This window comes from Photobacterium sp. BZF1, from assembly GCF_014349205.1.
In the GTDB taxonomy this organism is placed as follows: Bacteria; Pseudomonadota; Gammaproteobacteria; order Enterobacterales; family Vibrionaceae; genus Photobacterium.
Window position 1 is genome coordinate 1 of the sequence record NZ_JACSOF010000045.1, and the last position, 19,406, is coordinate 19,406.

General features: G+C 44.7%; 21 protein-coding genes. 17 read left to right on the forward strand and 4 right to left on the reverse strand.

Annotated elements, in window-relative coordinates:
- Nucleotides 1-247 precede the first annotated feature (247 nt).
- Entirely contained in the window at nt 248-1,399 is a 1,152-nt protein-coding gene (gene iadA / locus BIZ37_RS11905; protein ID WP_187461692.1) for a beta-aspartyl-peptidase, read from the forward strand.
- Between the two features lie 192 nt (nt 1,400-1,591).
- Complete coding sequence (gene dcuC, locus BIZ37_RS11910) at nt 1,592-2,956, forward strand: C4-dicarboxylate transporter DcuC (RefSeq protein ID WP_187461693.1); 1,365 nt, start codon at nt 1,592-1,594, stop codon at nt 2,954-2,956.
- Nucleotides 2,957-3,377: 421 nt separating this feature from the next.
- Here dcuC and BIZ37_RS11915 read toward each other — a convergent pair whose 3' ends face one another.
- Entirely contained in the window at nt 3,378-4,316 is a 939-nt protein-coding gene (locus tag BIZ37_RS11915) for a DUF3179 domain-containing protein (RefSeq protein ID WP_187461694.1), read from the reverse strand.
- A gap of 287 nt (nt 4,317-4,603) precedes the next feature.
- On the opposite strand from BIZ37_RS11915, the gene BIZ37_RS11920 reads away from it, so the two are divergent.
- Nucleotides 4,604-5,320, forward strand: coding sequence for a hypothetical protein (locus BIZ37_RS11920; protein ID WP_187461695.1), 717 nt, complete (start codon nt 4,604-4,606; stop codon nt 5,318-5,320).
- 74 nt (nt 5,321-5,394) lie between these two features.
- Here BIZ37_RS11920 and BIZ37_RS11925 read toward each other — a convergent pair whose 3' ends face one another.
- The 3 genes from BIZ37_RS11925 to BIZ37_RS11935 all read right to left on the reverse strand — a co-directional run bounded on the left by BIZ37_RS11925 (nt 5,395) and on the right by BIZ37_RS11935 (nt 9,702).
- Nucleotides 5,395-6,186: a helix-turn-helix transcriptional regulator gene (locus BIZ37_RS11925; RefSeq protein ID WP_187461696.1), complete on the reverse strand. Its 792-nt coding sequence runs from the start codon at nt 6,184-6,186 to the stop codon at nt 5,395-5,397.
- 223 nt (nt 6,187-6,409) lie between these two features.
- The gene (locus BIZ37_RS11930; protein ID WP_187461697.1) at nt 6,410-8,194 is read right to left on the reverse strand and encodes a DUF1501 domain-containing protein; all 1,785 of its coding nucleotides are present in this window, start codon (nt 8,192-8,194) and stop codon (nt 6,410-6,412) included.
- Nucleotides 8,195-8,199: 5 nt separating this feature from the next.
- A complete protein-coding gene (locus tag BIZ37_RS11935; protein ID WP_187461698.1) occupies nt 8,200-9,702 on the reverse strand; it encodes a DUF1800 family protein in 1,503 nt (500 codons plus the stop codon).
- Nucleotides 9,703-10,218: 516 nt separating this feature from the next.
- On the opposite strand from BIZ37_RS11935, the gene BIZ37_RS11940 reads away from it, so the two are divergent.
- The 14 genes from BIZ37_RS11940 (at nt 10,219) to BIZ37_RS12005 (ending at nt 19,396) form a co-directional block, all read left to right on the forward strand.
- Nucleotides 10,219-11,100 carry a mechanosensitive ion channel family protein gene (locus BIZ37_RS11940; protein WP_107296187.1) on the forward strand — a complete coding sequence of 294 codons (882 nt, stop codon included), beginning with the start codon at nt 10,219-10,221 and terminating at the stop codon, nt 11,098-11,100.
- Nucleotides 11,101-11,617: 517 nt separating this feature from the next.
- Nucleotides 11,618-12,811: a DEAD/DEAH box helicase gene (locus BIZ37_RS11945; protein WP_187461699.1), complete on the forward strand. Its 1,194-nt coding sequence runs from the start codon at nt 11,618-11,620 to the stop codon at nt 12,809-12,811.
- A 153-nt stretch (nt 12,812-12,964) separates the two neighbouring features.
- Nucleotides 12,965-13,429: an NUDIX pyrophosphatase gene (locus BIZ37_RS11950; protein WP_187461700.1), complete on the forward strand. Its 465-nt coding sequence runs from the start codon at nt 12,965-12,967 to the stop codon at nt 13,427-13,429.
- A gap of 30 nt (nt 13,430-13,459) precedes the next feature.
- A complete protein-coding gene (locus BIZ37_RS11955; protein WP_187461701.1) occupies nt 13,460-13,885 on the forward strand; it encodes a VOC family protein in 426 nt (141 codons plus the stop codon).
- Between the two features lie 18 nt (nt 13,886-13,903).
- A complete protein-coding gene (locus BIZ37_RS11960; RefSeq protein ID WP_187461702.1) occupies nt 13,904-14,263 on the forward strand; it encodes an MmcQ/YjbR family DNA-binding protein in 360 nt (119 codons plus the stop codon).
- Between the two features lie 29 nt (nt 14,264-14,292).
- Nucleotides 14,293-14,676: a MazG nucleotide pyrophosphohydrolase domain-containing protein gene (locus BIZ37_RS11965; RefSeq protein ID WP_187461731.1), complete on the forward strand. Its 384-nt coding sequence runs from the start codon at nt 14,293-14,295 to the stop codon at nt 14,674-14,676.
- Complete coding sequence (locus BIZ37_RS11970) at nt 14,669-15,151, forward strand: GNAT family N-acetyltransferase (RefSeq protein WP_187461703.1); 483 nt, start codon at nt 14,669-14,671, stop codon at nt 15,149-15,151. Before BIZ37_RS11965 ends, BIZ37_RS11970 begins: the two co-directional genes overlap by 8 nt.
- A gap of 112 nt (nt 15,152-15,263) precedes the next feature.
- On the forward strand, nt 15,264-15,845 hold the full coding sequence (locus tag BIZ37_RS11975) for a GNAT family N-acetyltransferase (protein ID WP_187461704.1): 582 nt from the start codon (nt 15,264-15,266) through the stop codon (nt 15,843-15,845).
- A gap of 25 nt (nt 15,846-15,870) precedes the next feature.
- A complete protein-coding gene (locus tag BIZ37_RS11980; RefSeq protein WP_187461705.1) occupies nt 15,871-16,266 on the forward strand; it encodes an ACT domain-containing protein in 396 nt (131 codons plus the stop codon).
- A gap of 41 nt (nt 16,267-16,307) precedes the next feature.
- Nucleotides 16,308-16,778: an HAD family hydrolase gene (locus tag BIZ37_RS11985; protein ID WP_187461706.1), complete on the forward strand. Its 471-nt coding sequence runs from the start codon at nt 16,308-16,310 to the stop codon at nt 16,776-16,778.
- 11 nt (nt 16,779-16,789) lie between these two features.
- Nucleotides 16,790-17,320 (forward strand): GNAT family N-acetyltransferase, encoded by a 531-nt coding sequence (locus BIZ37_RS11990; RefSeq protein ID WP_187461707.1) that lies wholly within the window; start codon nt 16,790-16,792, stop codon nt 17,318-17,320.
- 63 nt (nt 17,321-17,383) lie between these two features.
- Entirely contained in the window at nt 17,384-18,073 is a 690-nt protein-coding gene (locus tag BIZ37_RS11995) for an MOSC domain-containing protein (RefSeq protein WP_370577343.1), read from the forward strand.
- Nucleotides 18,074-18,201: 128 nt separating this feature from the next.
- Nucleotides 18,202-18,741 carry a 3'-5' exonuclease gene (locus BIZ37_RS12000; RefSeq protein WP_187461709.1) on the forward strand — a complete coding sequence of 180 codons (540 nt, stop codon included), beginning with the start codon at nt 18,202-18,204 and terminating at the stop codon, nt 18,739-18,741.
- A gap of 238 nt (nt 18,742-18,979) precedes the next feature.
- Nucleotides 18,980-19,396, forward strand: a complete 417-nt coding sequence (locus tag BIZ37_RS12005; RefSeq protein WP_187461710.1) for a hypothetical protein — start codon at nt 18,980-18,982, stop codon at nt 19,394-19,396.
- Nucleotides 19,397-19,406 lie beyond the last annotated feature (10 nt).

Below are 19,406 nucleotides of genomic sequence, written 5' to 3' on the forward strand. Positions count from 1 at the left end.
ATTAATGATAAATATGATTATCCAGTTGGATAATATTTATGTAGATAGCAAAAGTTGAAATTATTAGTAACAAATTAATATTATCACACAGTTTTAATGCTCTTAATATTACAGTGAATAAGATTGATTGTTCTTATGCAGGAATGTGCATTAAAAGAAAAATTATTGGAATAACGAATTGCTGAATCAATAACGATAATAATAAAAATGTGACCAACTTAATAATTATATAATAGGAAATGAAACAATGACGCATCTTACCCTGATCAAAAATGCCAAAGTGTATGCTCCCGCCCCGCTGGGCATAAAAGATGTACTAGTAGCTGGAAACAAAATTGTTGCCATTGAAGATACAATGAATGTGAGTGGGCTAGGTACAGCGGTAACTATCCTTGATGCTAATGGAAAGATAATGATACCCGGTATCATCGATCAGCATGTGCATTTAACTGGAGGTGGTGGTGAAGGTGGATTCAGTAGCCGTACCCCATCAATCACTTTTTCCAAATTGATCAAAGCCGGTATTACCTCTGTGGTCGGTGTGATGGGCACGGATGGCTCGACACGCTCACCTCAGGATCTCTTTGCAAAAGTGATGGGGTTACGTGCAGAGGGACTCTCGGCATGGATGCATACTGGCTCTTATCAAGTGCCGACGGTCACTTTAACAAATAGCATCCGTGATGACCTTGTCTTTCTTGAGCCGGTATTGGGGGTGAAAATCGCAATTGCTGATCACCGTGGGTCATTCCCTTCAACAGATGAGCTATTACGTATTACATCGGATGTGCGAATGGGGGCGATGCTAGCTGGCAAGAAAGGGGTACTTCATATGCACATGGGCGGGTTGCCGGACCCTTTCAAGCAAATTAACGAGCTGGTAGAACGTGGTATACCTCATAGCAACTTCTCTCCGACCCATGTAGCAAGAACTATCCCGCTATTTGAAGAGGCTGCCAGCTTTGCCAAGGCCGGTGGCGTAATGGATATTACCTCTGGCGGTAGTTGTGCGTTCAGCGACTCTGGTGAAGCTGTGTTTGCTGCATTGGAATCAGGTGTACCTACAGAACGAATTACAATCAGTTCGGATGGTAATGGAAGTTTGCCAAAATTCAATGAGGCAGGAGAAATGGTAACGATCACTGCTGCAGCTGTTGATTCTAATATCCACTTGCTGCGTACCTTGATTGATCGTGGCTTAGAAATTGGACAAGCAAGTGCGATGATGTCAGAAAATGTTGCGAAGTCATTGGGCATAAATAAAGGTGAGATAGCACTAAATGCCGATGCAGACTTCTTACTTCTTGATGATAACCTTGAGGTTGATTCAGTCTTTTCTATGGGAGTTGCCATTCTTTTAGATAAAGAACAACGTGTAATGGGTAATTTTGAAGAGTAACTCTACTTTATAAGTATACCGTTATTTTTAAATTACAAAGAGCAGGGAAATCTTGCTCTTTGTAGGTCACTACTATTCTATATATTGATTAATCGCTAATGTCAGTTTTGCTTAAGATAAGCTAAATATAAAACCTTGAGCATTAATGTTGTCTTTTTATCTACATAATAAATTTCTTTTACGGAGTACAATATGCTCGCGCTTTTAGCCATTCCAATAATTTTGTTAACTGGATACTTTATAATTAAAAAATATAATACCCATGCTGCTTTATTTACTGCCGGTTTAGTGATGATGCTGCTTGGTGCCCTTGGCGGGAATACAGACTTTCTACCTAGCAATGCGACAACAACTGGCGCTGTGACCTTTGACTTTTTCATTGTGATAAAAGCGCTTTCCTCATCGACTTTAGCGAACCTCGGTTTGATCATTATGGCCGTAGGGGGTTTTTCAAAATATATGAGCCATATTGGGGCGGCGAATGCCATGGTTGAGGTGGTAACCAAGCCTCTTTCGGTATTTAAGAGCCCTTACGTGGTTTTGGCATTAACCTATATTATTGGCCAAATTCTCAATATCTTCATTCCGAGCGCCGTCGGCCTTGCCATGCTCTTGCTAGTCGCACTTTACCCGGTATTGGTAAAAATAGGCTGTACCCCAGCAGCAACGGCAGCCGTCTTAGCAACAACGGCTTGTCTCGATTTAGGGCCAGGCTCCGGTAACTCTAACCGTGCGGCTGAAGTGATTGGTGTCGATGCCGCAAACTACTTTGTCGCAAACCAGTTGGTGGTTGCCCCAGCTGTTATGGCGGTTATCGCCATCCTTCATTTTTTCTGCCAGCGCTACTTTGATAAGCGGGATGCGGCTGTAGGCGTTAAAGCGCAAGAGTTGACAGTCAACGAGGAGGAATCGCGCACAGCTCCTATTTGGTTTGCAGCCTTACCTGTAATGCCATTAGCAATCTTATTGGTGTTCAGTGAGTTTATGATCAGCTCGATTAAAGTTGATGTCGTTACTGCGATGTTCTTCAGTTTATTCATAGCTATGGTCGCGGACTTAATTGTGAATAGAGATCTCAAAGCGGTAGCTGATTCCATTAAAGTGTATTTAGCGGGAATGGGAACCGTCTTCTCCGGAGTCGTCGCGTTGATCATTGCTGCGAATACGTTTGTTGTTGGCTTAGGGGCGATTGGCTTTATCGATATGTTGTTAGGCGCAGGGAGTAACTTAGGACTTGGCTATGTCCCGATGATGTTAATGATGGTGTCTATCATAGGTTTGACTGCACTACTGTCTGGCTCGGGTAATGCTGCTTTCTTTAGCTTTTCACCACTAGCTCCCTCTGTTGCCTCGACCGTAGGGACATCTACAGCCTCGTTGGCAGTGCCTATGCAGCTATCGGCGGGCTTGTTCCGCTCTTTCTCTCCCGTTGCTGGTGTTGTTATTGCCTGTGCGGGGGCTGCGAATGTATCGCCGGTAGCTGTGGTTATTCGTACAGCGATTCCAATGATAGGGGGGATTTTAACGCTGTTAATCTTGACGATGATGTTGATGTAATGATCCCATGGTCATCTTAACCTGATATACGAACAAGCCAGCATTCTGCTGGCTTGTTCTGTTTTAGTTATTGTTGAGCAATTTATATGTTGAAGGCTTCCATGAGGAAAAGGGGTTAGAAACGAAAAACCACACGTATGACTTGTGTCCAGCCCCATAGGCTAAAGCCAATCACTGTGGATAAGAACAATGCAGGAAAAATCATGTCTATCATAGTTATAAAACCTAGCTAACTGTTGTTATTGTGGTTTTATTATCTGGTTTTGTTGGATTGATATAAAGTAAAGCTCTGCTTTGTTGTCTGTTTTTGTGATATACAACTATGATGATTATTTTATGTGCTTTGTTGAGTATGTGGTTGATTGTTTTTTGAACATCGTTGTGGCTCAGTCGTAGATTGATAGTTCGAGAGATGAAGCTATTATCGCGCTTTATATACTTCGGTATTTGGGTAAAAAGCATACCAAGCAAACCAGTATAGTAGGGTACTTGGTAAATTCTGTCCTTGGCTGTTGGTTATATGAGCCGAGCGATTTTGAGCATCCCAATGAACCGTGAGAGTCTGCTGCTCGAAGGTGTGGCTGAAAGTTGCTTTTCCATTCTTTTTCAATTCAGTGAAAGGAAAGGCTATTACACCATTTCTCCCCTTGTATCCCATCACAGTTTCTTTTGAACTGTAGATAGAAGGGGCTTGGTTAGCTACCGGGAAATAAAGCCGTGGGGTGCGGCTGTAGCCGGCATAAGGGTCATGTTGATAATTTCTTTGATAGCCAGTCTCAGTGGATAACACCTGTGTATCTGGGTGCTGTTGTTGCCACTGACTCCAGCGCGTTAAAGTCAACGGGTACTGGGTTAATTGCTTCCCAATAGATTGACCTGAAACCGCCGAGCCTTTTATTTGTGACCATAAGGATTCTGTTTGATGGTCATACATGAGGACATCAGAGTTATACAACAAACCTGATACCCCAAATGTCAGTGAGCGGCCGTTTACCGAGGAAGAAAAAGCCATTCCCGAGCCACATAGCGGACAGTAGCTAATGATAAAGCGCGTGCCGTCAATTTGATCATTGACTATTTCATGCCAATTCAAGATTTTGATCGGGTAGGCTCGGTATGTCCCATTCATTGCGATACCTAGAATAGGATCCTTTGCGGATAGAAAGCTGGCCTTATGGGCCGTGACAAACTTGGGGTGAAGAATAGCTGGGATCCCGTCTTTACCCGGTCCCCCAGATAAAATCTCTGCAGCTGGAATACTGGTATTGGAGAGATTAAAGCCATTAAGCGATGCGGCTTGCATGCTTAACGGCAAAGTGAAGATAAGTCCGTATAAAAGAATAACAATGAGCTGTTTCATCTATCCCCTCCAACGCGCTTCAGATATACAGACCGCAGTGGAGAGAGAATCTTTCAACCTTGGCGATAGATTTATGATTTAGGCAGTGATTATCAAGTGTGTGAGCTTGCCTACAACCGAAAAATTAAAGTTATCTGAAACAATAGGATATCTGAAAGCACGTATTGTAGATGATTTTATGTCATGAAATGACCTATCTCCAAAGTGATTCCTACCTTATAAACACCGCTCACATACAATGTACGACTTAAGTTGTGCTGAAATAATAAACCATAGCAGTAGAAATCATGAAAAAAGTAATATTGACAATAGCACTTGCCACAATCCTTGCAGGTTGCAATAGCGATGATAATGATAACAAGCAAATCGTTGATCCGAACCCAGGTATCCCCGTTGATCAACCTGTGGGTATTGAGCCTCAACCAAGTGACCCAAAAGATCCTGATACACCTTTAGAGTTACCCAATCCGGTAGTTGAACCTGTTGTAGATCTGGATCGGATTCATGGCACGTCAACAAAACTCGCTTCAAAAAGTACAGGTCAGGTATTGGCCATGGTTGAATATCCAGAAGTTAACTTGCTCGACCAAGAGGTTGGGGGTGACCGCTTAACTGTTTATGAGCACGTTGGAAAAATCCCTGAAGGCTTACTTTTTGAGCACCTTACTTTGCCAATCATAAATGTTGTAGATGAGAGCGAATTTCAACATGATAAGTGGTTTATAAATATTTATGTAAACCATCAGGGCAAAAATATTACTTTGAATGTGTTTTCTGACAGCACAGTATCTACCAATGAGGACTCAACGCGACAATCCTGGGATGAAGCAAAGCTTGAATATGGTGATGCGGAGATTCGTCGAGACTACACTGAGCGTACGGGTTTGTCAGAGTTCCGCTGGGGGAACTTTATGTGGCGCTCATCCGGTACAAATGAAGTCGTGCTTGGGGATATCTTTAAGTTTATTGAATATCAACCAATGAACTACATGCAACTAAATTGAGTTAACTTATTGTTGCCTCATTGAAAGTCTTTTAATTAACCTCCGATGGTTTTTGATTGTCGGAGGTTTGATATTTACTCTTTACTGGCAAAGAATCGTTGACGGTATTGTTCCGGGGTGCACTGGGCATGGCGCTTGAAGAGGGTGATAAAAGGCGAAGCTTGGTGATAGCCCAAGGTCAATGCCACTTCCTTCACCGAAGACCCTTTTCGCAGTAAATGCAAAGAATAAAGGAACTTGCGACGTTGCCGCCACTCGGTAAAGCTCATGCCTAGCTTATCCTGACAATGACGGGCCAGTGTTCTCTCTGTGGTGTGGAGCACCTCAGCCCAGTCCTTTAAGGTCTTTTCTGACATTGGGTTACGTTCAAGCTCAGTAAGGATAGGCTTGAGCAGCTTGTCGTTACTGGTTGGCAAGAATTGCTCGTGCTCTTTCGCTTGGTAGACTTGGTCTAGCAATACGCTGATCAGCCTTTTGTCCTGTTCCGATTCTGCCACCGTCAATTGTCGTGCTTTGAGATCATTGATGATTGCTTCCATGATCGGGCTTACTTCCAATAAACAGGGGTAATCAGGCAACGGGGCAGCCAACGGGTGGGTAATGTTCATCGAGCAATAGTTAAGGCTTCGCCTCATAAAGCTTTCATGCTCAATACCTGCAGGAACCCAAACTGCATATTGTGAGGGTGATAAAAAGCGCTTTTTCTCTGCCCTAAGCTCAAGGATCCCGCCATTGATTATTTGCAGTTGCCCCCAAGGGTGGCTGTGGCTGGGGGTTGTGGTATTAGGCAGAAAAACCTCGTGACCGAAAAAAATCTCTCCGGGTGGGTTATCGTTATCAAAAAGCGGTTGGTAGATTTTCTTCATTCTCTCAGGGGAAAGCTAATCTGTCAGTTCTAATATCAATTACACTAATCGTGCTGAGAAAGGAAGGCAACTACCTCATACCAGGGAAAGTATGGAGTATAGAAAACCCACGAAGTGAAATCCTCAGTGAAGATATGGCTTATGACGGCGTCACTTCTCTTAGTCATGGATTGAAAAAAGGGCTCTTATAGAGCTAGAGCCCTCAGTTTGTTTGGTGCCAGCACTAGCTCCCCCAAACTTCAATTTCACGGAAGTTGTTCCATCCAACCCATCTTCCACCTGCGGGATCGTTATTGCCATTACAGGTCAGTTGAACATATTTCGCATTGCTTGCAGAAATAGGGAAGCCGATAAGGGCAGAGGTATTACCCGGTGTCGTGATATTACTGATAGTCGTAAAATTGATCCCATCTTCACTAACAGCAATATCGACAAAGTATTGCCGTACATCACCTTTCTGTTGGGACCATTTTATTTCTGAAATAGCAGCGGCAGCTGCAAGCTCTAGGGTATAAGTAATGCCAAGCCCATGAGCCGTCCAGCGCGTTGTATCGTCGCCATCAATAGCCATCTCAGGGGTATGATCAACGCGGGTGTCAGACGCAAAGACTTTGGCAATCGTCAACTTTTCCGGTACTGCTGGTGGTTCTGTTGCCTCGCCAAGGAAACCAAGGTAACGGCTGGGGAACCGGTTATCGTTGGCTGGGTTCAAGCTTGGGAAAATATAGTCGACACTGTTGTCAGATAAGCCGAACCACTTACATAACGTCGCAGCCATCTGTTCGGAAGAGGTGGATGGGATGAACTTATTCCCCGTCGCATCTTGACCATCGGTAGGAATAAATTCCGGCAGCGTTCCGTATGTTACCCCACCGCTGACCGCCCCGCCGATAATAAGCTGGTTACTCCCCCAACCGTGGTCGGTACCACGATTACTGTTATTGGCAATTGTACGGCCAAAGTCCGACATGGTAAAAGTGATAACTTTATCTTGCAGGCCTTCGGCTTCTAGCGAGCGGTAGAAAGCACTTAAGGCTGTATCAATTTGGGCTAGCAGTGCATCATGTTTACCCGGTTGGTTGAGGTTTCGCTGATTACTGTGGTTGTCGAAACCACCAAGGCTGATAAAGAACACTTGGCGCTGGTGGTTGAGCTGTTCGCTGGCTTGGATCATCCGCTTCACCATGCGGCATTGACCGCCAAGGTAACTGGCGGGAATACTTTCATCCTCCGGGAAGTTGTTCATCACCGAGTCGAGTTCAGATTGGAAATCGATCACACCTTTGAGGCGAGAAATATATTCTTGCGAGAATAAAGAGCCGTAAGGCTGGTCAACCAGTTTAATGAAGTTGTTATTTACCGCATTAGAATGACCAAGCGTATCCATTGCCCTCACGCCATCACTACTTATTCGTAAATCCTGACTATTTTGACCACCCAGCAACTCATTGCCTGAGAGTGACAGGCTTTCTGAAACAGTCGCTGATTCGTTTGGCAGTAGATCCATCATCATACCGGCCCAGCCATAGGAGTGATATTCAGAGGTATTCCAAGCCGTTTGCCAGGCGGATTGTTGCTTATTGTGGGCTCCTAGATTTGAGGGCTTTCTAACGCTATTGATGTTGCCTTTATTGGTTGGCTCTAGCAAAGTGCCGACATTGACCACGGCAGTGGCCTTCTCTTCTGCCATTAACTGGGCGATGTTTGGCATACTGCTATTGATAGCGGTTGCCTGTCCGCTCGCCGTGGGAGGAATTGCCAGCATCTCCGCTGAGGAAAGGTGGATATCTGGCCTAGCGTTGACGTAGTTTTGATAGTTAGCGCCGCTGGCTGGCATGATCATATTGAAAGAGTCGTTGCCGCCATAGAGGAAAAGGCAGACCAGCGCTTTATAATCATCTCCACCCGCCGCGAAGGCATGTCTTGGTAACGTCAATGATAACGGGAGAGCCGTGGAGGCCGTAGCGATAGCTGAGCTTTTTATGAATTGTCGACGTGAAATGCTCATAGATGCTACTCCTGTACCATGAAGTTAGGGGAAATGACGGCAAAGAAAATCATTTTGGGAACGGCGTAATACTTATTGTTGTGGGTGTCATAGATTGCCCCAATCCTTGCTTCTAACTCAGGAGCCATCTCGCCGTGCAAAAAGCGAGTTTTGAGTAGTGACATCATGGTTTCTTTGTCTTGGTTGTTTGCAGCATCTTCGAAGTCAACCGGTGCGATATACATTTCTTGCTTATTGTTAGTTTTATTACGATCTTGGCCGTAGTTCAGGATCGTACGGTAGAAGACATTGCTGGTCTTGATCACTTGGCTCCAATCGATAAGTTCAAGCTCTGGTGCAGTCAGGTTGGCATTTTGTAATGCGCCTTGTGGGCGGTGATCGGGAGAAAAGAAGTTGAACACAGACGGGGAGCCTAGTGGGTACTGGCCAAACGTATCTGCATAGTTCATCGGATTGTAGATGATGTCACCGCCTTTACCCGGGTAGGCATCCATGGCGCGATAAAAATAGGTCATTGCTAGAATGGGTTCACGCAATTTTGCTACATGTTGGTCGTTGTCTCTTAGTACCTCACTATCGGTCAAAATAGCGGTAATGACCTCACCTAAGTTACCTCCCGAATTGCGAAATACCGAGGCTACTCTGGCAACATATTCTGGTCTTGGGTTGGAGGTGACGAATCGCTTAATTAGCAGGGTACTGATAAATGGTGCCGTGTTGGGGTGATTTACCAATAAGTCCAATGCTTGATCGAGTTCGGCTTCTGCTCCTACGCCTTCGGGGAAATCAGTTCCCAGTATTGATTTGGCTTCCATGTCATGGGAGTCATCATAGGCCACCATAGGATTTTCCATACTGCTGCCATTCATAAACCACCCAGTGAACACTCGCGCCATATTCTCGATGTCGGTATCGTCGTAGGTTGGGATAAGCTGATTGTTGCCATCAAGTTTAGGGGTGCCATCGAGGTTCAGTTCTTCAAGCCCAATGGTGAAGAGTTGCATAATTTCCCGGGCATAGTTTTGGTCTGGGTTAACGCCGGTGTGACTTTTGGGTAGATTACCGACCATGGTGAGGTAGTGGCCCATTATCGGTGATCGGGTAACGTGATAGAGCAGCGTTTTATAGTCGCTGAAGGCGTATTCGGTAAGAATATCGTAGTAATGCGCCATTTCTGTGGGGTAGGGGGCCAATTGGGCATCACGGTCGCCGACAACTAAAATCTGGCTTAGGGCGAAAGCCATACGCTGACGCAGTTGTGCCCCTTTCCATAACGCAATATCAAACCAGGCACTCACCCGCATTTCTTGTGAGGTCGATGTGCTACCACGTTGTTGGGCTTGGTAGAGAGTTCGTTCTTTGTGGCTTTCATAGGGCTCTGAAAGCTGGCTGTTTATCCAGCTGCTGCGGCTGTCGATAGTCAAAAATGCTTCAATTTCTCCCTGCTTTATTCCCATTGTTGCCATATCCAAAAATCTGGATGCTTGTCGGTATGTCAGTCCTTCCATAGATGCCCACCTTGGTGATTAAGAAATTTTGTTGCACGTACATTTATCTTGGAAGTCATCTATTTTTGTGCGGAATAATGTTTTTGGGTTTTATTGAAAATTATGATGTTGTGGCAAGGCGCAATGAAACTGCCTTGAAATCTAGTCATGCAAACAGAAATATGTGCATATCAAAAAATATTGATAGGTAAATATAGTCGGGGCGCTACTTGTCGGGGGTAAAGATTGATGTGTTGCTTGATACCCGAGTTTTTATCTGAATTATAATGATTGGATAGAGAGTTTGGAGGGTGATCTTTATCCCATGCGATATTTTGCTGTTGTGTTTTGGCCTTGAAATATTGTGCCTGATTAAGTGGGTCTGCAGGAAATCACTCTTGACTGCGTAGGTGTTTTTTTAATGCGCTAGCGTTTTAAACATGGGTACTTTGTTGTAACTGGATTTTGGGTGAAAACTGTGGGAGTTTAGCAGGTAGTCACTTATAGGTTTATAAGTAGGAGTGAGAAGAGGCGCTCATGCCAGAGAAGTTATTACCGGTTATCGATTTCTTTCTAGAAAACAAATTATTGTTAAGCGTATTGATCATTGCCCTGGTTCTGATGTTCCGTAGGCTAGTCCTGAAACAAATTCGCGGTGATGTCGCATTTGTATCAGAGCATCAGCGTAAATGGATGTCGCGAACTAAAAACGGCACTTTCACCATTATGGTGGTGGTGCTGTTCATGCTTTGGCAGTCTGAGATCAGCGAGTTTGCACTATCGGTCACTGCCATTGCCGTTGCTATTGTGGTTGCCTCTAAAGAGATCATCCTTTGTTTCACTGGCTCTATTCAGCGTGCCAGTGCCCGTTCATTTCGAATTGGGGATTGGATCGAAGTTGGCTCACTTTGCGGAGAGGTTATCGAGCACAATATGATGGCAACGGTGATCCAAGAGATCGACCTTCACCATGGGCAATACCATTTCACGGGTAAAACGGCCACCTTGCCGAACAGTATGTTTTTCACTTATCCAGTGAAGAACCTTAACTTTATGAAGCGCTATGTGTACCACAGCTTCAGTATTACCGTTAAAGAGTTCGTCAATTTGTATGTCACTGTGCCTGAGCTAATCGAACAAATCGAAGGACACTGTGAAGAGTTCATTGATGTTGCGAGGCGCTACAACGGGGTAATTGAAAAGCACGCAGGCGTTGACCTACCGGGACCAGATCCCCATGTGCATATCACAACGACCGCAACGGGTGAGCAGGTCGTACATATCATGCTGTTTTGCCCAACAGAAATGGCAACGCATCTTGAGCAGTTGATCCGTGAAGATTTCATGCAGATTTACCATGAGACCTTTAGCAAAAACAACATCAATGAAGAGCGAAACCCGAAGGTGAGCTTTATGTAGTTTTTGCTTATTCAAATGTAACGTGCATATTTTTCAAAACGCCTGATGGATTTCATCAGGCGTTTTGTGTTTTGGCAAGGTGGTAGAGAAGGTAGCCAAGATTTCAGTAGCTTATAACAGGCATAAAAAATATATCTTAAAAATATATGCAAACCGGATTATACAGTATAGAATGCGCCCGTTTTACGGTATGGAGTATTATTTGATGGTAACGGAAGTCAATCGAACCAAACTAGAGAGCGTATACATTCGTGCTAAGTATTTCGGTTACGGGCGCTTATACAAGGTCTATAAATGGGAGTGGCTGGGTGCATTTCTTCGCAGTGTTGAGTAACAGGTAGTAATGATGGGTTTAGTTCTTTTCGCTAGCGGATTGAGCTTCAATGATTTTTTTGCTTTAAATTCGCTACGCTTGATAGGAAAGTTGTCTCGTGGCGATCATGTTCGTGGTACACTCCCGCGCTTCATGTAGAGGCGGCTCTACCATATTTAGTTTCAGTACAATTAGAGGCGATTTATGCCATTCTCTAAACTTGGGCTCAGCGAGTCATTAACCAAAGCGGTCAGTGAACTTGGCTACAGCAAGCCAACCACCATCCAGAACAAGGCGATCCCTGTTATTTTGCAGGGCAAAAACCTGATTGCAGCGGCGCAAACCGGTACAGGTAAAACTGCGAGTTTTGTCTTGCCTATCCTGGAAAAACTCAGCCAGGGTAAGACGCAGCGCAAAAAGCGTATCCGTGCGTTGATCCTTGTGCCTACTCGTGAGCTTGCTGTTCAAGTAGAAGAGAAGATCACCCTATACAGTAAACACTTAGGCCTGACATCACTGGCGATGTATGGTGGTGTTGATGAAAAAGAGCAGAAGCAGCGCTTGATTGACGGTGTGGATGTGTTGGTCGCGACGCCGGGCCGTTTGCTCGATATGTATGGCAAGCGTGCGGTCCACTTTGAAGAAGTGGAAATGCTGGTGCTTGATGAAGCCGACCGTATGCTGGATATGGGCTTTATCGATGACATCAACAAGATCATTGACCGCCTGCCTGAAGAGCTTCAGTTCCTGTTGTTCTCTGCAACCTTGTCTAACAAAGTTCGTGACTTGGCTAAGTCTGTGGTTGAAAACCCGCATGAGATCAGTATCGCTGCCAATCAAGCGTCCAAAGCCAATATCGAGCAGTGGTTGATCACAGTAGATAAAGACAAGAAATCAGCGTTGCTGAGCCACCTGATCAAAGAAAACAATTGGGATCAGGCATTGATCTTCATTGAAACTAAGCACGGTGCTGCCAAACTGGTATCGCAGTTGGAAAAGCGCGACATTGCTGCAGAAGCTTTCCACAGTGGACGTAGCCAGAAAGTCCGCGAACAGCTGCTGGAAGATTTCAAAGCTGGAAAAATCCAATATCTGGTGGCGACCGGTGTGGGTGCCCGTGGTATTGATATTGAAGAGCTATCCCGTGTAGTTAACTATGATCTGCCATTCCCTGCGGATGAATATGTTCACCGTATTGGCCGTACTGGCCGTGCGGATGCATCGGGCGAGGCTATCTCGTTTGTCTCGAAAGATAATTTCAAGAACCTGTGCATGATTGAGAGCCGTTTGGGCCACTTGATTGAGCGTCGTGAAGTTGAAGGCTTTGAGCCAAGAAAGCCGGTGCCGATTTCTATTTTGAATTACGTGCCAAAAAGTAAACGTCAGAAAAAAGACTGATTGCTTTTTTAATTATTCTTAAGCCCTTGCCATTTGGTGAGGGCTTTTTTATGTCGGTTTTACATCGGTCATAGATTCTAATCTAGCCTCCTGTCACAATAAGTTCCTATGCAACATAGGCTTGAATAATATATATGGCTTGAAGGAGAAAGCATGACAACCCAAAAGATCCCGGTTAATACCTCGATTGTCTCAGGCGTTGCTCTGTCAGAAATTGATGGCGAAATGAAAATGCTATTGATGAAGCGAGTAAAAGGTGACTACTGGTGTCATGTCGCCGGCTCTATCGAGGGGGAGGAAAAGGGCTGGCAGGCAATCGTGAGGGAGTTCTACGAAGAGACACAAATCTCTGTATCAGAACTTTATAACGCCCAGTTTTTAGAGCAGTTTTTTGAAGCTAATGTGAATGTGCTGCAAATTATACCGGTGTTTGCAGTACTATGTCCGCCCAACCAACCTGTGACCCTTAATGAAGAGCATACAGAGTACCGCTGGGTCGGTTTAGAAGAGGCTAAGTCTTTGGTGCCATATCCAGGCCAAAGGCAGGTGTATGATCATGTTTGGGCGAATTTTGTCGACAGCAGCCCTTCCAAGCATATGAAAGTTAATATTAACTAAACAAGGTTGTCTTCGCGCAAAGGAATCAAAGTGAAACAGAATATCGTCCATATTGCCCTTGTCGTAAAAGACTACGACGAAGCGCTAGATTTTTACGTCAACAAGCTGAAGTTTGAATTGATTGAAGACACTTATCAACCAGAGCAGGATAAACGCTGGGTCGTGGTATCTCCGCCGAACTCTAATGGGGTAACCTTACTTCTGGCGAGAGCTTCAAAGCCTGAGCAGCTCGATTTCATTGGCAACCAAGCAGGAGGAAGGGTGTTCCTGTTCTTGAATACCGATGATTTTTGGCGTGACTACAACCGAATGGTCGCAGACGGCATTCAATTTATCCGTGAACCACAAGAACAAGACTACGGCACGGTAGCGGTTTTCGAGGATCTTTACGGTAATTTGTGGGATCTCCTTCAGCTCAACCCCGATCACCCTATGGCAAAGCGAACGGCTCGCTGATCATTAAAGAGGACTGTGATGAACAAAGATGAGATTGTCGACTTTATGTTGACCTTACCAGAAGCAGAGCTGGATTATCCTTTTGGCGCAGATGTTATGGTGTTCAAGGTGCTGGGTAAGATGTTCGCCCTCATTATTGTCAATGACGGTGTAGTGGACATTAACCTCAAAGGGGCGCCCGCCGATAATGAAGCATTGACGTCGATGTTTAAAGCGATTAAGCCGGGTTATCACATGAATAAAAAGCACTGGATTACGGTTTCGGTAACCGAAGAGATTGAAGATGGCATGTTGAAAGGCTTGATAGATCGCTCATTCGAGTTGGTGGTGGCGAAACTGAAAAAAGCTGACCGCGAACGGTTGGCTATCCAGAGATAAAGTAGTGCGACTGATTGATTAGGGAAATGATGGAGAAGCTGGAAACATTATTAGGACTGGCGCGAAGAAAGGCGGATATTGATAAAACATCGACATGGTCTGAAGGGGCCAAAACCTATCTCTCAGAGCTAAAAGCAGAAGTCGACGAAGTAAACGAAGAGATTGCTAAGCAACGGCTATGTTTCTTGGAAGATGAGTTGGGTGATGTGCTCTGGGATTATCTCAATGCTTTGGTTGCCCTAGAGGAAGAAGAGGGTATTAACATCGACAACGTTCTGGCTCGGGCATGTAATAAGTACCATGAAAGAATTTCAGGCATTGAAAAGGGAGAGTCCTGGCAGGAAATTAAGTTCAGACAGAAACAAGCCCTTGAACATGATCAAACTAACTACGAGCAAAAAAAGCATGGATAAATCCCGCAGGTTTATAAGGACAGCAACGATTAACGATCTTCTAGCACTGAAACGATTATTTATTGTAGAAAACCACCACAATGCAGCAATTGCACCGGATGTCATTAGCCAGACTGAGGACGTGCTTACTGAGGAGGAACTGAGAGAAATAATTGCTGACAACAACCAGTGTCTACTCGTTGTAGATGTTGATGGGAATGTGGTTGGTACATTGCTAGGCTCTGTCGTCGATGTCGCAGGTCGGCGCTGGACAAACAGCCGGTGTTATGGGTATATCGAAGAGTTAGTGGTTGATGAACACCAACGGGGAAAAGGCTTTGCTCGCCAACTTATGGCGACATTTGAGGGTTGGGCCAAAAACAAAGGAGCTGCCTCTGTTGATTTACATGTTTGGTCGAATAACCAAACCGCCAATGAATTTTACCATCGTTATGGATTTTCTGAAAAACAGCGATTGCTGTCTAAATCACTCTAAGTCTATTTCCCCCTCATTTAATACGAACAGAATATTAAATTTAGTGGCTCGTTTTGTGTGACGCTGTGGTTATACTGGTGAAGAGGTTACGTGTTGTATAAGGATAAATCAGATGGCACATGAGTTAGAAACCGACAGGTTAATCCTTAGGCAATGGAAAAGTGAAGATTATCCCGATTACGCTAGGCTCAATGCTGACCCTGATGTAATGCAGTATTTTCCTGCTGTTTTATCAGTGCAGGAGAGTGATGCCCAAGCGGCAAGGATCACCCAATTAATTGCTGAAAGGGGCTGGGGCTTCTGGGCGGTTGAACTGAAGGCAACAGGACAGTTTATTGGTTTTGTCGGTCTACATAGCCAAGATGAGCAATCCGGCATCCCAAATGCGCCATTCATCGAAATCGGTTGGCGGATTGCCAAAGATTATTGGGGCAAAGGCTATGCACCTGAAGCGGCTGACAAAGCGTTGCAGTTTGCTTTTGAAGAGCTAATGGCTCCTAGCATCTATGCGTTTACGGCTTTACCGAATATTCCATCACAAAAAGTGATGGAAAAAATTGGAATGACAAACATTGGCCAAGATTTTGACCACCCCAAACTGCCGACAGGACACCATTTGGAGCGCCACTGTTTGTATCAAATTACTCGTGAAACTTGGTTGAAAAGCCATGTTAAAGCCGATTTTTTAGCGTAAATAAAATCACGTTCAAGGAGGATACATGAGTGGAATTACCGACCTGCAACAATTACTGAAATCAATGGCGCCGGAGCTCAAAGATGGAGAGTTTGTATTCTGCACGGTGGAGGGCGATTTATCGCAATATGTGGGGTTGTCACCCATCTCGACGTTTCAGGAACAAGAAGGGCTGACGTTGGTACTTGGTAAGGACAATGCTGATAAAGCCGGTTTGGCCTATGAAGGTACTTTCCGGATGATCACCTTAACAGTTCACTCCAGTTTAGAAGCGGTAGGGCTCACCGCAGCTGTTGCAAGCAAGCTCGCCGAGCGGGGGATCAGTGCCAATGTGATCGCGGCCTATTACCATGACCATGTATTTGTGCAAAGCGCCAAGGCGACTGAGGCTCTGGAAGCTCTACATTCATTCTCTTCGTAAATAACCGTTTATATTAACTTGCCAGGCTGAAAGGATTCGAGATGGCAAAGATATATTTATTTGATTGGGGAGATACCTTGATGGTCGACTTCCCGCAATATCAGGGCCCGATGTGTGATTGGCCTGAAGTCGACATTGTTTCAGGAGCGCTAGAAACGCTTTGTCGCTTATCGGATAAAGCCGAGATTTATGTCGCCACCAATGCCGAAGACTCATCCGTTGAGGAAATCCAATTGGCCTTTGAACGAGTGGGCTTAGCCCCGTTTATCAAGGGATACTTTTGCCGTGCAAATACCGGTTTTGCGAAAGGCACGCCAAGGTATTTTGAGCAAATAGCTTTGGCATTGAATGCTGAACCGCAGAACATCACTATGGTTGGCGATACCTTAGACAAAGACATATTGCCAGCTGTCGAGGCTGGGTTAAGTGCGATTTGGTACTGCCCAGAAACTCTCAGCCGTGACAATGGGAAATATCGGGTAATAAGAACACTAGAAGAGCTCACTCAATAAGGAATATGTAGATGGAATTAATTTCTCCCAATCGTGAATATATGGAGGCTTTCCACCGGTTTTATAATGACTATGCCAATAACGATGTGACTAACGCAGAATATTACCTTGAAGGCGTTCAGGACTTTGAGAGGTATATTCAATCATTAAACGATGAATCAAATGGCGTTAACCTTAAGGAAGACTATGTGCCATGCCACCATTATTGGCTAGTTAACCCTGAGAAAGAAATCATTGGTGTCATACGTGTGCGCCATAATATCGAAACGCCATTCCTAGCCCTCGAAGGTGGGCATATCGGTTATGATGTGGCACCAAGCTTTCGTGGCATGGGATATGGTACTGAAATGCTAAAACTTGTCTTGCCCAAAGCTTGTCAGCTCGGTATTCATAAAGCATTGATCACAGCGGATGAAGATAATATTGCTTCACGTACTGTCATCGAACGTAATGGTGGCCAGTTTGATAAAATAGTGCAGGGTATCGTCTTCCCATATCCCATTGCCCGCTATTGGGTTGAGTGTTGCGGTGCAAAACCGTAAATTTAGCACGCCGATTATTATGGCTAATAAGTTAGTGAGCGGTTCAATTGAGGCGAAGAAGTGATTACAACTCATAAGTTAACAAACGTATATACCGGAAAGGTTGCCCATCGTTATGGCTTTAATACAGCTATTGATAAGGTCGCGGTCAAAGGGTCACTCTACCTGACAGAAACGGGCTTGGAAGGTGATGAATGCGCTGAAATGCGTCATCATGGCGGTCCTGAGCGTGCACTCCATCAATATCCTTTGGAACACTACCAATACTGGTCGGAAAAATATGGCGACCATGTTAAGTGGGCCGCTCCTGGCATGGGAGAGAACATCAGTTCAGAGGGCATGACAGAAGAAACGGTTTACCTTGGTGACCGTTTCCAATGGGGAGAAGCCATTATTGAAGTCAGCCAACCTCGCTCTCCTTGTTATAAGTTGAATCAGCGTTGGGGCGTAGAGGCCTTTTCTGTCGATATGCAAGAGATCAGCCGTTGTGGTTGGCTATATCGCGTGATTAAGCCAGGAATGGTGAGTGTCGCTGAACCATTGACCTTGATTGAGCGTGTACCCAATGCGATGTCACTCAAAGCCGTGTGCGATATCTTTTTTGGTGATCCACTAAACCAGCAAGGCTTGGAATTACTTCTACAGCAGGAAAAACTGTCTGATAGTTGGATGAGCAAGGTCAAGCAACGCTTAGAAACCAACGAAGTCGAGAATTGGCAATTCAGGCTGCAGGGCAGGGATCGTGCAATTTAAGCGCGTAATTCATTCTATCGCTTATGATATTTGGTTAGCGAAATAGCGGCTACCCATTTTCATTTTTGGCTAACCCGCCTCTAAATGCTATCCTTCGTGCCAGTTATAGCGTGATATCCGGAAGTAAGATGAATTTTAATCGTATTGTCTGTTTTGACCTCGAAATGTGCTGTTGGAATGATGGCCGAGAGTCGAGAACAGGTGAGATCATAGAGATTGGTGTCGCAGAGCTTGATCTGACCAACGGTGAGATTGTGCGCCGAGCTCAACATTTTGTAAAACCGGATCATGATGAAGTATCACCCTTCTGTACTGAACTTACTGGGATAAAACCAGAAGTCATCGAAAAGAATGGAAAACCACTTGGGCATATTTTGAAGTCGGTTGAACAGAAGTTTGGTGGCCGACATAAGATATATGCAGCTTGGGGGCGGGATGACATCATCCTGCGTAAAGAGTGTGAGGAGAAAGGGTTAAAAGTCCCCTTTGATGAATACCTAAACTTGGCCACGCTGTTTAGACTGCAGCGTCATGTTACCAAGAAACGTTGTGGCCAACGTGCTGCTATGGAAATGGCCGGAATCGAGTGGGAAGGTCGCCAGCACTCAGGCTATGATGATGCTTATAATCTAGCTCGCCTAGCCAGAACACTTTTTATCAATGATTAAAGGAATAGTGTATTTGGTCGTTTATGTTTTAAAGATGTAGGGAAAATCCCTTAAAGCATAAGTTTATGGCTGAATACTGGCATGTTGTTTGGTTAAGATTCTAATTTCACAAGATTTTTTATCCCAAATTAATTGACAAATGCAGCACGATAGCTAAGATTATGCAAAAATATAAATATGCAAATTGTTGGCTATGGATTTTACAACTTGTCAAATTCCGGTAAGGAATAGACTCAATATGGACGAGTTTCCCTGCTCTGATACTCTCAACGAGCAACGTCCTATTGAGGAGATCATTCGCTGGTGGAATGTCCCTTATGTGGATGAACTGACTTATGAAGAGTCTGGGGAAATAGGTGTTTGTGTGCTTGATGGAGCGACTTGGGATGGTCCGAGGTTGATCTCTGAACACGCAACCTTTGATGAAGCTGTGGCTGCCGCTAATTTTTATGTCAATCATTCTGATATTTGGCGTCGATTTAAAGAGCCATACCAGCCGCTGGCGAAGGTCGATCATTTGATTGATATGAGCTCGTTTATTCATGGCAAATTAGCCAAAATGGATGAGCAGCAGTTATTCGATTACATGTTCCATTGGCTGCCCAATGGCGAATCGGCTAAACAACCAGTGCGAGAATTATCTCTGGTCGAGTAATGAATGTTAA

Coding starts and splice junctions, on each gene's coding strand:
- iadA (WP_187461692.1), top strand. CDS start 248: ATGACGCATCTTACCCTGATCAAAAATGCCAAAGTGTATGCTCCCGCC.
- dcuC (WP_187461693.1), top strand. CDS start 1,592: ATGCTCGCGCTTTTAGCCATTCCAATAATTTTGTTAACTGGATACTTT.
- BIZ37_RS11915 (WP_187461694.1), bottom strand. CDS start 4,316: ATGAAACAGCTCATTGTTATTCTTTTATACGGACTTATCTTCACTTTG.
- BIZ37_RS11920 (WP_187461695.1), top strand. CDS start 4,604: ATGAAAAAAGTAATATTGACAATAGCACTTGCCACAATCCTTGCAGGT.
- BIZ37_RS11925 (WP_187461696.1), bottom strand. CDS start 6,186: ATGAAGAAAATCTACCAACCGCTTTTTGATAACGATAACCCACCCGGA.
- BIZ37_RS11930 (WP_187461697.1), bottom strand. CDS start 8,194: ATGAGCATTTCACGTCGACAATTCATAAAAAGCTCAGCTATCGCTACG.
- BIZ37_RS11935 (WP_187461698.1), bottom strand. CDS start 9,702: ATGGAAGGACTGACATACCGACAAGCATCCAGATTTTTGGATATGGCA.
- BIZ37_RS11940 (WP_107296187.1), top strand. CDS start 10,219: ATGCCAGAGAAGTTATTACCGGTTATCGATTTCTTTCTAGAAAACAAA.
- BIZ37_RS11945 (WP_187461699.1), top strand. CDS start 11,618: ATGCCATTCTCTAAACTTGGGCTCAGCGAGTCATTAACCAAAGCGGTC.
- BIZ37_RS11950 (WP_187461700.1), top strand. CDS start 12,965: ATGACAACCCAAAAGATCCCGGTTAATACCTCGATTGTCTCAGGCGTT.
- BIZ37_RS11960 (WP_187461702.1), top strand. CDS start 13,904: ATGAACAAAGATGAGATTGTCGACTTTATGTTGACCTTACCAGAAGCA.
- BIZ37_RS11965 (WP_187461731.1), top strand. CDS start 14,293: ATGGAGAAGCTGGAAACATTATTAGGACTGGCGCGAAGAAAGGCGGAT.
- BIZ37_RS11970 (WP_187461703.1), top strand. CDS start 14,669: ATGGATAAATCCCGCAGGTTTATAAGGACAGCAACGATTAACGATCTT.
- BIZ37_RS11975 (WP_187461704.1), top strand. CDS start 15,264: ATGGCACATGAGTTAGAAACCGACAGGTTAATCCTTAGGCAATGGAAA.
- BIZ37_RS11980 (WP_187461705.1), top strand. CDS start 15,871: ATGAGTGGAATTACCGACCTGCAACAATTACTGAAATCAATGGCGCCG.
- BIZ37_RS11985 (WP_187461706.1), top strand. CDS start 16,308: ATGGCAAAGATATATTTATTTGATTGGGGAGATACCTTGATGGTCGAC.
- BIZ37_RS11990 (WP_187461707.1), top strand. CDS start 16,790: ATGGAATTAATTTCTCCCAATCGTGAATATATGGAGGCTTTCCACCGG.
- BIZ37_RS12000 (WP_187461709.1), top strand. CDS start 18,202: ATGAATTTTAATCGTATTGTCTGTTTTGACCTCGAAATGTGCTGTTGG.
- BIZ37_RS12005 (WP_187461710.1), top strand. CDS start 18,980: ATGGACGAGTTTCCCTGCTCTGATACTCTCAACGAGCAACGTCCTATT.